Source organism: Pseudonocardia sp. P-1 (assembly GCF_058111925.1).
In genome coordinates this window covers 1-13,915 of record NZ_JBYJZH010000002.1, presented here as the reverse complement: position 1 = coordinate 13,915, position 13,915 = coordinate 1, and the positions used below count along the sequence as shown (strand labels likewise).

Below are 13,915 nucleotides of genomic sequence, written 5' to 3'. Positions count from 1 at the left end.
TGGGATCAGAGCCTCCACCACATCCGGGGCGCTTCAGTACACCACCTCTCAGGACGCAGCCGCGTTCCGACTCGGCCTTACCCTGGCCTGATGTGGAACGACAGTAGAACGACAGCGGGTCGGCGCCACGAGATGGCAGTCCCGCGACGCCCTGGTGCTCGCTGACCGCAGTTCGCGGATCGAGATCAATTCCGTCTCGGGTAACCGTTCGTCACGTCGATCATCGCGGGCCAGCTACAGGAACTCGGTGCTGCGTTGGTGCCTGCGGTTCACGCTGCCTTCCGGGTGGCGGGAAGCTCCGCGAGTACCTCGGCCGGCGTGCGGTCGCGAGGCCCGCGGTTGTATGGGAGCGCGGACAGGAACGACGCCATTGTGCAGCTGTCTGTGAGCGCGGAGACGGTGAGTCCGGCCCCGATTCCGCCGGCGAGCAGACGTGCCCTCGGCGCACGCAGTCCCGCGGTCAGTCCTGCGAGCACGAGCGTTCCGGCGACGAGACGGACCTGGCGCTCCAGCGCCCACCGGGCGCGGCCACGCACAACGTCCCCGCCGACACCGGAGTACGCGGAGATGCCGCCGGTGAGGATATGCACGCGCTCGGATCCGACCCCGGCGAGACGCTGGTGAGCCTGCGCGGCCCGCGTCCCGGACTGGCAGACGAGGACGACTTGCCGGTCGAAGTGAGCGGCGAGCTGCTCGGTGTGCTCATTGACCATGTCCAGCGGCACGTTGTAGGAACCGCGGATGTGCACGGTCTCGAACTCCGTGGGGCTTCGCACGTCGATGACGGTCACGGTGTCGGGATCGCCGAGCCAGTCGCGAACGGTGCGTGCGTCGACGTGGCGGGGGCTGGCGTGGGCCACAGGGGCGTCCTTGTCGGTAGGGGTCGTGGGATGGATGGTCGCTGAGCCGGCCGCCGCGGTCGGGCCCGGGTCGGCGAGATGGCCGAGTCGAGGCGCACTCACGGGCGGACGTTGACGGTGGCCATCATTCCGGCGTCCTCGTGGTCGAGGATGTGGCAGTGGTAGACGCTGCGCCCGGAATACGTGGTGAACGGGATGCGGAGCCGGACCCAGCCGCGGGCCGGGACGAGCACGACGTCCTGCGGCACCCCGGTCGGTGGGGTGGCGTCGCTGGACTCGAGCACGGTGAACGGCCAGACGTGCAGGTGGAACGGGTGCGCGAGCGGGCCGGGATTGGTGATCGTCCATTCCTCGGTGGAGCCCAGGGCGATGGTCTGGTCGTCGCGCTTGGGATCGAAGGCGCGGCCGTCGATGGTGAAGGCCATCCCGCCTGCGCCCATGCCCATCTGGAAGGTGATCTGCCGCCGCCCGGTCACCGGCCCTGGGGCGGGCGCCTCGGCGAGCAGTGCGGTGGGCAGCGGCGGTGCGGTGACCGGCGCCCCGGCGGTGACCATGGTGGCGAGGGTGACGGGCCCGCTGCTCGCGGCGGCGCCGCCCATCATCGCGCCCATGCCACCACGGTCGACGGCGTCGGCGATCAGCGGGTAGCGGCCGGTGCCGGTGGGGCGGACGATCACGTCGGCCCGGTTGCCCGGGGCGAGCATCACCCGGTCCGCGTCGACCGGGGCGGGCAGGAACGTGCCGTCCTGGGCGACCCGGACGAGCTGGTGCCCGTCGAGGCGGATGCTCAGTACCCGCGACACACAGCCGTTGACGACCCGCCAGCGCTGCGTCCCGCCGGGAACGGCGGGGATGACGGGCTGGTGCTGGCCGTTGACCAGGACCAGCTCGCCTTGGCGGCCCATCGCCCGGTCCATCGCGCTCACCTCGACCAGCCCGCCGTCACCGTCGAGGGTGGTGTCGGTGACCAGCAGCACCCGGTCCTCGACCACCGCCAGGTCGGGGTCGGCGCCCGCCGGGGCGACCAGCAGCGCACCGGCGAGCCCGCCGAAGATCTGATCGGCCACCATGCCGTGGTGGTGCGGGTGGTACCAGAAGGTGCCGGCCGGGTGATCCTCCGGGATCCGGTAGAGGTAGTCGAACGAGGTGCCGGGGTCGACCCGCAGGAACGGGTTGTCGCTGTTGCCCTCTGGGGACACCCGCAGCCCGTGGGTGTGCAGGTTGGTGGGCTCGTCGAGCCGGTTGGTCAGGCGCACCGCGAGCTCGTCACCGGGGTGCACCCGCAGCGTCGGCCCGGGTGCGGTGCCGTTGAAACCCAGGCCCTGGGTGTCCCGACCGGCCAGCCGCACCCCCGCCGCGGCGGTGAGCTCGACCTGCAGCCGCCCGCCCGCACTGTCCAGGACCTGCGGTTGGCGCAGCTCTGCGCCGGTGTCGGCGGGCCGCAGCCGGCTGCCCGTACCGGAGCCGATCCAGCCCGTCGCACCGGTGGCGACGGCGGCGGCGCCGAGCCCGCCCAGGACGATCGCGCGGCGCCGGCTGATCGGTGCCGGGGTCACGCCAGCTCGTCGCGGCGCTTGCGGTACTCGTCGTCGTCGATCTCGCCGCGGGCGTAGCGCTCGTCGAGGATCTGCCGTGCCGAGGTCGGCCCCGCCGCCGCGGCGGTGTCCGCGCCGGGTCGGCGGTTCTGGGTGAGCCGGTAGGCGAGGTAGCCCAGCAGCACCAGGCCGATCAGCACCAGTACCGGCCAGATCCAGAACCATCCCATCATCGAGCCGTCCATCATGGTCGTTCCACTCCCGTCGTCTCGTCGTGCCTGTTTTGGTCTGCGGGTCAGTCGCTGGTGAGTGCGTCGAGTGCGGCCCGGATGCGTACCCCGGCCTCGTCCGCGACGGGGCGCAGGTCTTCGCGTTCGGGGATGGTGACCATGACCTGCGGGTCCAGGGCGGAGACGATGCTGCGGTCGTCGCCGTCGGCGCGGACCACGACGTTGCAGGGCAGCAGCAGCCCGATCTGCCGGTCGACGTCGAGGGCGCGGTGGGCGAGCTGGGGGTTGCAGGCGCCCAGGATGACGTAGGGCTCCATGTCGTGGTCGAGCTTCTCCTTGAGGGTGGCGCGGGCGTCGATCTCGGTGAGCACCCCGAACCCCTGCTCGGCCAGGGCCGCCTTGACCGCGGGGACCGCCTGGTCGTAGGGCAGATCCAGGGTGATCGTCATGCTGTAGTCCATTGCGAATGCTCCATTCGTCAAGTTGTCGGTCGTGTGTGTGTCAGCCGCTGCTCAGTGCGGCCGGGGCGAGCAGCGCGGCGGCGGCGACGCCGACCGCGACGGCCAGGATCAGGTAGGCGAACCCGCGCCGCAGCGCCGCGGCCGGGAGCTGGTTCGCCACGCGCCCGGCGGCCAGCGACGCGAGCAGGGCGGCGCCGGCGAACACGGCGATCACGCCGTAGTCCACGCTCGCGGCGTCGGCGGCGTGCGCGGACAGCCCGGCCAGCGAGGTGATCGTGACGATCACCAGCGAGGTGGCGATGGCCTCTGCGGCGCTCAGCCCGAGCAGCAGGGTCAGGGCGGGAACGATGAGGAAACCGCCCCCCACCCCGAACAGCCCGGTCAGCACCCCGACCCCGGCGCCGGCGGCGAGCGCCTTGGGCAGGCAGCTGCGCCAGTCGACCCGCCCGTCGCGGATCCGACACGCGCCGCCGGTCGCCTCCTCGGGGTTGCCGCGCAGCATCCGGGCCGCGACGACGACCATCAGCACCGAGAACGCCACCAGCAGCCACCGGTCGGCGATCAGGCGGCCGAGCGCGGCCCCCGCGAACGCGGTGGGAATGCCCGCCGCGCCGAACACCAGCGCTACCGGCCACCGGATCATGCCGGACCGCAACCTCGCTGCCACGCCGCCGGCCGCCGACACGGACACCACCAGCAGCGACCCGAACACCGCGGCCGCCACCGGTTGGCCGACCCCGTAGACCAGGGCCGGGACGGCCAGGATCGAGCCACCCGCACCGAGCAGCCCCAGCGCGGCGCCGATGACCAGGCCGAACACGCCGGCGAGGATCACCGTGCCCGCCTTGGGCCACGGGTCCGGGACCTGCTCACGAGGTGGGTGTCAGCGGGACACCGGCATCCGCGGCGTCGTCGAACATGTCGTCGATGACCACCACCGTCCGCCCGGCGCGGGCCAGCAGCGACGCGGCCGCGGTGGCGCGGTAGCCGCTGCCGCAGTGCACCCACACCGCGCCGTCGGGCACCTCGGCGAGCCGGGCGTCCAGCTCGGGCAGCGGGACGTGCACCGCGCCGCGGACGTGCGAGGCGGCCCACTCGGTGCCCAGCCGGACGTCGAGGACCACCTGAGCGGGCGGCAGGTCCGCGACCCGCCGACCGGACAGCTCCGCGGCCAGGTCGGCGAAACTCGCGCTCGGCAACCCAGCCAGCTGGGCCGCGTCGGCCAGGTCCCCGGGCTCACCGGTGGCGGCGGCCACGACGTGGTCGACGCCGATACGGACCAGCTCACGCTGGGCCTGCGCGACCTGCGCGCGGTCCTCACCGAGCAGGGTGATCGGTGCGTCGTGGGGGGCCATCCAGCCCAGCCAGGTCGCCATCGGCCCGTCCAGGCCGAGGCTCACCGTTCCGGTGAGGTGCGAGTCGAGGTAGGCCTTGCGGTGGCGCAGGTCGACCACCCACTCCCCGTCGGCCAGGCGGCGCGCCAGCTCGGCCGGGTCGGCGATGGTCGGCGGGCGCAGGTCGACCGGCGCCGGTCCGGCGGTGTTGAGCGCGCCCATGTGCGCGTAGTAGGCGGGGTAGGCACCCAACCCGGCCAGCGTGTGGCGGACGAACTCGTCGCGGGCCAACCGCAACACGGGATTGACCTCCTTCTCGTGCCCGACCGTGGAGTCGTTGCCCGAGGCGGGGCTGGCGGTGCAGAAGCTGCCGAACCCGTGGGTCGGCCACACCTGCGCCCCGTCGGGCAACACGTCGGCCATCGACGCGGCCGAAGCATGCTGGGCCCGAGCCAGCGCCTCCGCGTGCTCGTCACCCAGCAGGTCGGTACGCCCGGTGGTGCCGTAGAGCAGCGACCCGCCGGTGAACACCCCCTGCGGCCCGTCCGGGCCCTCCAGCACGTAGGACAGGTGATGGAAGGTGTGCCCCGGGGTGGCCAGCACCCGCAGCCGCAGCCGCGGCGAGGCCTCCAGCACGTCACCGTCGACCACGCCGGTGCGGGCGAACGCCAGATCGTCGCGCGCCGACATCACATAGGCCGCGCCGGTGAGGCGGGCGAGCTCCAGCCCGCCGGAGACGTAGTCGTTGTGCACGTGGGTCTCCACGACGTGCGAGATCCGCACCCCGAGCCGCCCGGCCAGGGCCAGGACCCGGTCCACGTCTCGCTGCGGGTCGACCACCACCGCCACCTCCCCGTCGGTGGCCAGGTAGCTGCGGTCACCCAGCGAGGACGTTTCGATCACGTTGACGTCGATCACGACAGATCTCCTTCGTTTCGTCGGTTCGATCGGACTGGCGGGGCGCTCATCGGGCCCCGGTGTCCACCGGGCGCCCGGAGCTGATCCAGCCGGCGGTCCCGCCGGCCACCGACACCGGCTGCGCGCCGGCAGCGGCCAGCGCCTGCGCCGCCTGGGCGCTGCGACCCCCGGACTGACAGATCACGTACAACTCCTGCCCGGCATAGCGGCCCGGATCGGTGATCACCCGCTCCAGCGGCATGTTCACCGCCCCAGGTACGTGGCCCGACACGAACTCCTCATGGGAGCGCACATCCACCACGGCCATGTCCTCACGACGTCCCGCCGCGAACTGCTCCACGTCCATCTCGCGCATCGACACGATGCAACACCTCCTGGTCACGGATACCCGGTGGGGTATCCAGGAAACACACTTCTGCCTTGGCTGCTACCCACGGCTACGCCACGGGAGGTCGGGGCTCGCGGATCAGGCCAGCGACAGGAACAGCTTCTCCAGCTCGTCCTCGGTCATCGGCGGCTGCTCACCCCGGTCCCGGGCCGCCTGGCAGTGCCGCATCCCACTCGCGACGATCTTGAAACCCGCCCGGTCCAGAGCACGGGAGACCGCGGCCAGCTGGGTCAGCACCTCCGCGCAGTCCCCACCCCCCTCGATCGCCCGGATCACGCCGGCCAGTTGGCCCTGCGCGCGTCGCAACCGGACCAGAGCGTCGCCCACCAGGGCGGGAGTCATCTCCATGTCGCCACCTCCACTCTCACCAACATACCCCCGGGTGTATCTGTTCCGGGTCGCACCTCGTGCGTGCGCGGTTGGGGGTGTGTGTCGGGAAATGACCCATTCTCGACAGGGGCACCCCCTGGCGCTACCGGCATAGGGCCGTGGCCAACCCCCGGCTACGGAACGCCAGGCCCCAGATCACTCAGTCGGTTCCTGAGGGCCGTGACGCGTGCCAGGAGAGCAGGCGAGGCAACCAGCGCGGGACGTTGTCCCGATAGCGCGCGTAGTCGTTACCGAAACGGCGGGCGAGTCGGGGTTCCTCAACCCGGGACACCATGACGGCGACGAACAGGGCGAACAGGGCGAACCATGCCAGCAGGGTCAGGGAGCGCGCTGCGATCGCCTCGCCGAGCACGATGCCCAGGACCCCGCTGAACATCGGGTGGCGCACGTGACGGTAGGGCCCGCGGATCACCAGCGTGCGCGGCGGATCCTGGGGCGACAATGTTCCCGCGCCGGACCGGGCGAACAGGCTGATCGTCCAGGCCAGCATCGCTACGCCGGCGACGACCAGCAACGAGCCGGCCACCAGTGTCAGGCTTCCTGGTGCCGGCCCGAGATCGACCGCGGCGGTGCCGACGGTCGTGACGATCAGGACCGGAATGATGATCGTGACGGTCACCGGCCCCAGCAGGATCGCTCGCAGGTGTTGGAACAGCATGTGGGCCTCCCGGCGGAGATCAGTGGAGTGTGCGGGCCGCCGGGGTGGCGGCGTGGATCCGATCGTGGGGCCTCACGTGCGGCCCTGGGTGCGCACGGCGACGCCGAAGAGGTAGTCGCCGCCGATGCGGGTGCGCCATCGGTCGCCGACGTGCAGGCCGTGGCGGGGAAGCTCGGCGAGGAACTCTCCTGCGGTGAACCGGTCGTGGGTGGGGTGGTCGAACAGGATCTGGTAGGTGGGTCGGGCCAGGGCGGTGGCGGTGACCTCGTCGAAGAAGAACCGGCCGCCCGGTTCGAGTACCCGGGCGACCTCGGCCAGGGCGTCGCGCCAGTTCGGGATGTGGTGGATGATCGCGAAGTCGAACACCGCCTGATAGGCGGCGTCCTGGCCGCCCCCGATCCGGGCGAACGCGGCAGCAAGGTCGGTGGCGGAACCGCCGCTCAGCTGGGCGGCAGCACCGTGGCGCCGCAGCCGTCGGCGGGCCTTGGCCAGCATCGTGGGGTCCAGGTCGACGGCGTCCACGCTGGCCGCACCGAAGACGTCGAGGATGAGCTGGGTGCCATAACCCGGACCGCAGCCCAGCTCGGCGGTGCGGGCACCCGGGGTGCGGCCCCCGAGCTCGATGAGCACGTGCGCTTCGTAGCGCTGGAGCAGGCGTCGGGGCACCGAGTCGATCACTGCCGACTCGATCGCGTTCATGAGCATGGCCACCCTTATTCATCGCCGATATGCGATATAATTGCTGTATGGCGATAGATACCAGGGATGGGTGCCCGTCCACAACTGCCGGCCTCGGCGCCGCCGAGGCCCTGTTCCACAGCCTGTCCGACAGCACCCGACTGGCCATCGTGCGGCGCCTGGCCGGCGGCGAGGCGCGGGTGGCCGACCTGGTGACCCAACTAGGCCTGGCCCAGTCCACGGTCTCCAAGCACGTGGCCTGCCTGCGCGACTGCGGCCTGGTCGACGGGCGCTCCGAAGGGCGGCAGGTGTTCTACTCCCTGACCCGCACCGAGCTGATGGACCTGCTGGCCTCGGCCGAGGTTGTGCTGGCCGCGACCGGCCACGCGGTCGCGCTGTGCCTCAACTACGGAACCGCCCGCCAGGACGTAGGAGGTGCGCGGTGAGCGACGCCTGCGGATGCGGCGACGAGCCCCGCACCACCGACGAGCACGAGCCGGAAACCCTGTGGCAGGTCGGCGAGATCCGTTTCGCCGCCGTGGCCGTAGTACTGCTCGGACTCGGCTACGGATCCGTGTGGGTCGGCGCTCCCGACCTCATCGGTCTGGCGTTGAAGGCGGCCGCGTTAGCGGTCGCTGGCTGGACGTTCGTCCCCGGCACCCTGCGCCGCCTGGCCAAGGGCAGAATCGGCGTGGGCACCCTGATGACCATCGCCGCCATCGGCGCCGTGCTCCTGGGCGAGGTCGGCGAAGCCGCGATGCTGGCCGTGCTCTACACCATCGCCGAAGGACTCGAGGAGTACTCCGTAGCCCGCACCCGACGCGGCCTGCGCGCCCTGCTCGACCTGGTCCCCGCCCAGGCCAGGGTGCTGCGCGACGGGACCGAGCACAGCATCGACCCGGCGAAGCTGGTCGTGGGCGACACCCTGGTGGTGCGCCCCGGGGAACGCCTGGCCACCGACGGCCGGATCGGCGCCGGGCACACCAGCCTCGACACCTCCGCCATCACCGGCGAGTCCGTCCCCGTCGAGGCCGGCCCCGGCGACGAGGTGTTCGCCGGATCCATCAACGGCACCGGCGCGCTCGAGGTCGAGGTCACCACCACCGCCGCGGACAACTCCCTGGCCCGCATCGTGTCCATCGTGGAGGCCGAACAGTCCCGCAAGGGCACCGGCCAACGCCTGGCCGACCGCATCGCCCGACCCCTCGTACCCGGGGTGATGATCGCCGCCGCACTCATCGCCGCCCTGGGATCCCTGCTCGGTGACCCGTTGACCTGGATCGAACGCGCCCTGGTCGTCCTGGTCGCTGCCTCCCCGTGCGCGCTGGCCATCGCCGTGCCGGTCACCGTGGTCGCCGCGATCGGCGCCGCCTCCAAACACGGCACCCTGGTCAAGGGCGGAGCGGCCCTGGAAGCCATGGGACGAGTCAGCACCGTCGCGCTGGACAAGACCGGCACCCTGACCCGCAACCACCCGGCCGTCATCGAGACCGCCCCCGCAGCCGGACACACCCGCGAGCAGGTGCTCGCGGTGGCCGCCGCGCTCGAAGAACGCAGCGAACACCCCCTGGCCCGAGCCATCCTGGCCGCCGCCCCCACCCCGCAACGAGCCGAACAGGTCGAAGCGGTCACCAGCGCCGGACTCACCGGCACGCTGCATGGTCGCCGCGTGCGCCTGGGCCGCCCAGGCTGGATCGACCCCGGCCCGCTGACCGAGGACGTGACACGGCTCCAGCACGCCGGCGCCACCGCCGTCCTGGTCGAAGACGCCGGCACCGTGATCGGCGCCATCGCGGTCCGTGACGAGCTGCGCCCCGAAGCCGGGCAGGTCACCGCGTCCCTGCGCGATGCCGGCTACCGGGTCGTGATGCTCACCGGGGACAACCGCGCCACCGCCGCCGCCCTGGCCACCGAAGCTGGTATCGACCCGGGCGATGTGCACGCCGACCTGCGCCCCGAGGACAAATCCCGCCTCGTCGACCAGCTCCGCGCACACGGCCCGGTCGCGATGGTCGGCGACGGGGTCAACGACGCCCCCGCCCTGGCCACCGCCGACCTGGGCATCGCGATGGGCGCCATGGGCACCGATGTGGCCATCGAGACTGCCGACGTGGCGTTGATGGGCGAGGACCTGCGCCACCTGCCCCAGGTCCTCGCGCACGCCCGCCGCTCCCGGATCATCATGTGGCAGAGCGTGGCCCTGTCGCTGGCCATCATCATCGGCCTGATGCCCCTGGCCCTGTTCGGGATACTCGGGCTGGCCGCGGTCGTGCTCGTGCACGAAGTGGCCGAAGTCGTGGTCATCGGCAACGGCATCCGCGCCGGCCGCACCCGTCGTCTGGGGCTGGTCCCCGCAAGCCCCGCCACCACCGCCTCCTCGCGCGAGCGCATTGAAACAGGGGCGTGACGCCATGCAATCAGCGACGCAACACCTGCCGCAGCTGCTCCACCGACGGGGCGCCAGACAGACCGAGCTCACCGTGATAGACCCGGCACGAGAACGCGCCCGGCCCGGCGGCTTGCTCGGCGAACGGGTCTGCTCCGTCGACCAGGATCGTGGGTGATCCCGCGAATTCAGGCGTCCCGGCGACTATCTCTGCGGTCACCTCTCGCACCACTACCGGGGTCATGGCATGTCCGGTGTCGTCGAGCGCCTGGCGCAGACGCTCCGAAGCGACGTTCTCGTGGGGGCAGTTCGGCACCACCAGCAGCTCTACCCGCATCACATCAGTGTGCTCCTGGCCGGCCGCGGCGGCAGTAGCATCGGTGGTCGGAGGCGGTCGCATGGACCTGTACGAGGTCGGCGAGGAGTTGCGGCGAGCCCAGGCCGAGTTCCACCAGCTCGTCGGCACGGCTTCGCGCGGCGACCTAGAGCGCCTGACCAACGGCACACGGTGGACGAACCGGCAACTGCTGTTCCACATGGTCCTCGGCTACGGAGTCGTCCGCACGCTACTTTCCCTGGTGCGAACGCTCGACCGCCTCGGCTACAGCCGAGGCTTCGCCGCCACCCTGAACGCCGCGCACCGCCCCTTCCATGCGATCAACTACCTCGGTCCCTGCCTCGCCGCTCGGCTGCTGTCCCCGCATGCCATGACCGCGCTGCTGGACACCGTCATCGGCTCCCTGCAGCGTCGCCTCACCACCGAGACCGAGCGGAGCCTGGCTTCGAGCATCTACGTGCCGACGGACTGGGATCCCTACTTCACGCCGACGATGAGCGTGCTCGACGTCTACCACTTCGGGACCCAGCACTTCGATCACCATCGACGCCAGCTCACCATCGCGGCACCGCACACCCAGTCATAAGGCCTACCGTGCAGTACCACCGCTGGCACTTCTGGCAGGGCAGAGCCCTTCTCGCCGACCGATAGTCCCTCAGCGGTCCGCTACATGAGGAGAGGCACTGTCATCCTCGCGCGCCAGCGCTGTTGTCGTTCTGTCGTTCCGCACCTGGGACGGTGCGACCTCCTCGAGGAGTGTGCGCACGCGCTGGGCGATGTCGTCGCGGATCAGGCGCATGCGGTCGAGGCCGTCGATGCCGCGTTCGGAGGGTTCGTCGGTGTCCCAGTTGCGTACTTCGGCTGCGGCGGGGTCGTCGACGGTGGCGTCGCGGCCGAGAGTGATGACGAGGTCGACCCGGCGCAGCAGGTCGGCGTCGATCGCCTTGGGCATCTCACCGGACATGTCGGCGCCGACCTCGGCGAGGCTGGCCGCGGAGAGCTGGTTGATCGAGGTGCCGGGCTGGGTGCCTGCGGAGTGCACCTCGACCCGGTCACCGGCGGCCGCGCGCATGAGCCCGGCGGCCATCTGGGACTTGCCGCCGTTACGGACGCAGACGAACAACACCGCCGGTGTCGTGGTCACGGGGTCGTCGCTTCGGTCGGGGCACCGGTCACTTCGGTGAGCAGGCGGCGTACCCGGGCGTCGATGTCGTCGCGGATCGGGCGGATCTGCTCGGCGGTCTTGCCGGCGGGGTCGGTCAGCTCCCAGTCGAGGTAGCGCTTGCCGGGGAACACCGGACAGGCATCGCCACAGCCCATGGTGATCACGACGGCGGCCGCTTCGACCGCCTCGGTGGTCAGGCGCTTCGGGAACTCGGTGTCCAGGGACAGGCCGATCTCGGCCATGACCTCGCGCACGGCGGGGTTGATGGTCTCGGCCGGGGCCGAGCCGGCGGAGGTGACGCGGACGGCGCCGTTGGCGTGGTGGGCCAGCAGGGCGGCGGCCATCTGGGAGCGGCCGGCGTTGTGGACGCAGACGAACAGGACTTCGGGGACCGCGGCTGTGGTGGTCACGGGGGCTCCTGGGGATCGGGCTGCTGCCGCGAGCCGCTGGTGGGCGTGGCGGGCGGCGAGGACGGGCAGGTGGGTGGTGATGCGGGCGGTCAGCGCCAGCTTGGTGAACACGTCCACGACCACGGCCTCGATCGTCTCGGGGCCGAAGGTGCCGTGGAATGTGCGGCGCAGCTCGTCGACGGTCTGCTGAAGCCGCGGGTGTGGGCTGGTGAGCGCGAAGTGTTCGAGGGTGCGGTCGCCCGCCGGGCGCCGTCGCGCAATAGCGACGACGACCGGCGTGGCGTCGAACGAGGAGGCGTCCATGACATGGTCCGCTACTGGCCGGCCGAGCGGGTGCTCATCAAGTCCCACCCGCGCGAGGCAGCGGTGTGTCCGCGGTGGTGACCAGGCGCCGGCGCGGCCACAACGACACGTACACCAAGGCGACGAGCACCGGCACCTCGATCAGCGCCCCGAGGGCCCCGGCCAGAGCCTCGCCCGGAGGGGATGTCGATCGCGCCGATCGCTACAGCGGTCATCAGGACTCCTTGAGCATGAGCAGCGGCGGTGCGGCGGTGCACCCACCGAGCAGTGGCGCCGTCGCGGTGGCAGATCACGCACCGCGCACGCCGTCTTGCGGTGATGAGTGTCGGGTGTGGGGTGCCTACGGTGGATCGGGGCTGGAGCCGGTTCCCCGCAGGCAGCCCAGACTTCCGCCGGGACCGACGCGTGAACCCCCGGCCGCCGCGGCGGCAGTCTGGTTGCTGGTGCGCGTGTCGCAGAACCCGCAGCGCAGGATCCGGCTCGGTGCCCGGGCGGGCCCGGCCATCCCGGGTGGCCGACCGGCACGGTGGTCCACCCAGGTGTGCTCGAGGCAGGTAGCCGCGCCACAGCCCTGACACACCGCGACCGCGGGTCGGGCCCGCCGGTCCCGGGCGCTGCAGTCCAAGCAGTTCACGACCGAGTGTCCCGGGTGGCCTCGGGGCTTGCCTGCTCGGTCTGCAGGGTGGGCGTGGTCATTGGTGCGAACAGGCGCCGGCGCAGCCACAGCGACACATACACCAGCGCGACCAGTACCGGGACCTCGATCAACGGCCCGACCACTCCCGCCAGGGCCTGGCCGGAGGTCACGCCGAACGTGCCGATCGCGACGGCGATGGCGAGCTCGAAGTTGTTGCCCGCGGCGGTGAACGCCAGCGTGGTGGTGCGCTCGTAGCCCATCCCGACCGCCCGGCCGACGGCGTAGGACCCGGCCCACATCAGGGCGAAGTAGGCCAGCAACGGCAGCGCGATCCGGGCGACGTCGAGCGGCTGAGAGGTGATCGCCTCGCCCTGCAGGGCGAACAGCAGCACGATGGTGAACAGCAGCCCGTAGAGCGCGAACGGCCCGATCCGCGGCAGGAACGTCTCCTCGTACCAGGCCCGGCCCTTGGCCTTCTCCCCGAAGCGGCGCGTGAGGTAGCCGGCCAGCAGCGGGATCCCGAGGAACACCAGTACCGACTTCACGATGTCCCAGGTGGAGAACGACACGTCGGTGACCGGCAGGCCGAGCCAGCCGGGCAGCACGACCAGGTAGAACCAGCCCAGTACGCCGAACATGACGACCTGGAACACCGAGTTCAGCGCGACCAGCACGGCGGCGGCCTCGCGGTCGCCGCAGGCCAGGTCGTTCCAGATGATCACCATGGCGATGCAGCGGGCGAGCCCGACGATGATCAGCCCGGTCCGGTACTCGGGCAGGTCGGGCAGCATCAGCCAGGCGAGTGCGAACATCAGTGCCGGGCCGAGGACCCAGTTGAGCACCAGCGAGGTGAGCAGGAGCTTGCGGTCGCCGGTGACGGTGTCGAGGCGGTCGTAGCGGACCTTCGCCAGCACCGGATACATCATGATCAGCAGGCCGAGCGCGATCGGCAGCGAGATCCCGTCGATCGCGATCGCGTCGAGGGCCGGGGCGAGCCCGGGGACCAGGCGGCCGAGCAGCAGTCCGGCGACCATGGCGACGATGATCCAGACCGCCAGGAAGCGGTCGAGGGTGGACAGGCGGGCGACGACGCCGGCCTCGGCCGGGTCGGTGGCCGCCTGCTGGGCGGCGCCGGTGGTGTTCTCCGTGCTCATGATGCGACGGCCTCCGCCGTGGTCGGGATCAGCAGGTCGGCCAGCGAGGCGAGTCGCTGGGGGACGACGCG

General features: G+C 71.5%; 17 protein-coding genes and 1 pseudogene. 3 read left to right on the top strand and 15 right to left on the bottom strand.

What is annotated here, in order from left to right; translation table 11 throughout:
- Positions 1 to 269: 269 nt before the first annotated feature.
- From AC0GKK_RS26760 to AC0GKK_RS26715, 10 genes are all read right to left on the bottom strand, one after another.
- Positions 270 to 860 carry a rhodanese-like domain-containing protein gene (locus AC0GKK_RS26760; protein ID WP_100877283.1) on the bottom strand — a complete coding sequence of 197 codons (591 nt, stop codon included), beginning with the start codon at positions 858 to 860 and terminating at the stop codon, positions 270 to 272.
- A 98-nt stretch (positions 861 to 958) separates the two neighbouring features.
- Entirely contained in the window at positions 959 to 2,416 is a 1,458-nt protein-coding gene (locus AC0GKK_RS26755; RefSeq protein WP_100877282.1) for a multicopper oxidase family protein, read from the bottom strand.
- Complete coding sequence (locus AC0GKK_RS26750; protein ID WP_337826777.1) at positions 2,413 to 2,628, bottom strand: SHOCT domain-containing protein; 216 nt, start codon at positions 2,626 to 2,628, stop codon at positions 2,413 to 2,415. The genes AC0GKK_RS26755 and AC0GKK_RS26750 overlap by 4 nt, the downstream gene beginning before the upstream one ends.
- A 62-nt stretch (positions 2,629 to 2,690) precedes the next feature.
- On the bottom strand, positions 2,691 to 3,086 hold the full coding sequence (locus tag AC0GKK_RS26745) for a DUF302 domain-containing protein (RefSeq protein WP_100877280.1): 396 nt from the start codon (positions 3,084 to 3,086) through the stop codon (positions 2,691 to 2,693).
- A 40-nt stretch (positions 3,087 to 3,126) separates the two neighbouring features.
- Complete coding sequence (locus AC0GKK_RS26740; RefSeq protein WP_100877279.1) at positions 3,127 to 3,921, bottom strand: sulfite exporter TauE/SafE family protein; 795 nt, start codon at positions 3,919 to 3,921, stop codon at positions 3,127 to 3,129.
- Between the two features lie 34 nt (positions 3,922 to 3,955).
- Positions 3,956 to 5,338 (bottom strand): MBL fold metallo-hydrolase, encoded by a 1,383-nt coding sequence (locus AC0GKK_RS26735; RefSeq protein WP_100877278.1) that lies wholly within the window; start codon positions 5,336 to 5,338, stop codon positions 3,956 to 3,958.
- A 46-nt stretch (positions 5,339 to 5,384) separates the two neighbouring features.
- A complete protein-coding gene (locus AC0GKK_RS26730; protein ID WP_253067048.1) occupies positions 5,385 to 5,693 on the bottom strand; it encodes a rhodanese-like domain-containing protein in 309 nt (102 codons plus the stop codon).
- Positions 5,694 to 5,804: 111 nt separating this feature from the next.
- The gene (locus AC0GKK_RS26725) at positions 5,805 to 6,074 is read right to left on the bottom strand and encodes a metal-sensitive transcriptional regulator (RefSeq protein ID WP_098960089.1); all 270 of its coding nucleotides are present in this window, start codon (positions 6,072 to 6,074) and stop codon (positions 5,805 to 5,807) included.
- Between the two features lie 181 nt (positions 6,075 to 6,255).
- On the bottom strand, positions 6,256 to 6,774 hold the full coding sequence (locus tag AC0GKK_RS26720) for a methyltransferase family protein (protein WP_224400960.1): 519 nt from the start codon (positions 6,772 to 6,774) through the stop codon (positions 6,256 to 6,258).
- A gap of 72 nt (positions 6,775 to 6,846) precedes the next feature.
- Complete coding sequence (locus tag AC0GKK_RS26715) at positions 6,847 to 7,479, bottom strand: class I SAM-dependent methyltransferase (protein WP_489884166.1); 633 nt, start codon at positions 7,477 to 7,479, stop codon at positions 6,847 to 6,849.
- Between the two features lie 41 nt (positions 7,480 to 7,520).
- Between AC0GKK_RS26715 and AC0GKK_RS26710 the strand changes: the two genes are divergently transcribed.
- On the top strand, positions 7,521 to 7,898 hold the full coding sequence (locus AC0GKK_RS26710; protein WP_489884088.1) for an ArsR/SmtB family transcription factor: 378 nt from the start codon (positions 7,521 to 7,523) through the stop codon (positions 7,896 to 7,898).
- Entirely contained in the window at positions 7,895 to 9,859 is a 1,965-nt protein-coding gene (locus tag AC0GKK_RS26705) for a heavy metal translocating P-type ATPase (protein ID WP_224400963.1), read from the top strand. Before AC0GKK_RS26710 ends, AC0GKK_RS26705 begins: the two co-directional genes overlap by 4 nt.
- Before the next feature lie 10 nt (positions 9,860 to 9,869).
- On the opposite strand, the gene AC0GKK_RS26700 is transcribed toward AC0GKK_RS26705, so the two are convergent.
- On the bottom strand, positions 9,870 to 10,175 hold the full coding sequence (locus tag AC0GKK_RS26700) for a hypothetical protein (RefSeq protein WP_224400964.1): 306 nt from the start codon (positions 10,173 to 10,175) through the stop codon (positions 9,870 to 9,872).
- Positions 10,176 to 10,236: 61 nt separating this feature from the next.
- Between AC0GKK_RS26700 and AC0GKK_RS26695 the strand changes: the two genes are divergently transcribed.
- Complete coding sequence (locus tag AC0GKK_RS26695; RefSeq protein ID WP_224400965.1) at positions 10,237 to 10,761, top strand: DinB family protein; 525 nt, start codon at positions 10,237 to 10,239, stop codon at positions 10,759 to 10,761.
- A gap of 69 nt (positions 10,762 to 10,830) precedes the next feature.
- Here the strand turns inward: AC0GKK_RS26695 and AC0GKK_RS26690 are convergent, their stop codons facing one another.
- From AC0GKK_RS26690 to arsB, 4 genes and pseudogenes are all read right to left on the bottom strand, one after another.
- Positions 10,831 to 11,319, bottom strand: coding sequence for an arsenate-mycothiol transferase ArsC (locus AC0GKK_RS26690; RefSeq protein WP_224400966.1), 489 nt, complete (start codon positions 11,317 to 11,319; stop codon positions 10,831 to 10,833).
- Complete coding sequence (locus AC0GKK_RS26685; protein ID WP_345650377.1) at positions 11,316 to 12,053, bottom strand: arsenate reductase/protein-tyrosine-phosphatase family protein; 738 nt, start codon at positions 12,051 to 12,053, stop codon at positions 11,316 to 11,318. Before AC0GKK_RS26685 ends, AC0GKK_RS26690 begins: the two co-directional genes overlap by 4 nt.
- Before the next feature lie 37 nt (positions 12,054 to 12,090).
- Positions 12,091 to 12,271, bottom strand: a pseudogene (locus AC0GKK_RS26680) (ACR3 family arsenite efflux transporter); the annotation flags it as partial.
- Between the two features lie 412 nt (positions 12,272 to 12,683).
- Positions 12,684 to 13,844, bottom strand: a complete 1,161-nt coding sequence (arsB, locus tag AC0GKK_RS26675; RefSeq protein WP_224400967.1) for an ACR3 family arsenite efflux transporter — start codon at positions 13,842 to 13,844, stop codon at positions 12,684 to 12,686.
- Between the last annotated feature and the right edge of the window lie 71 nt (positions 13,845 to 13,915).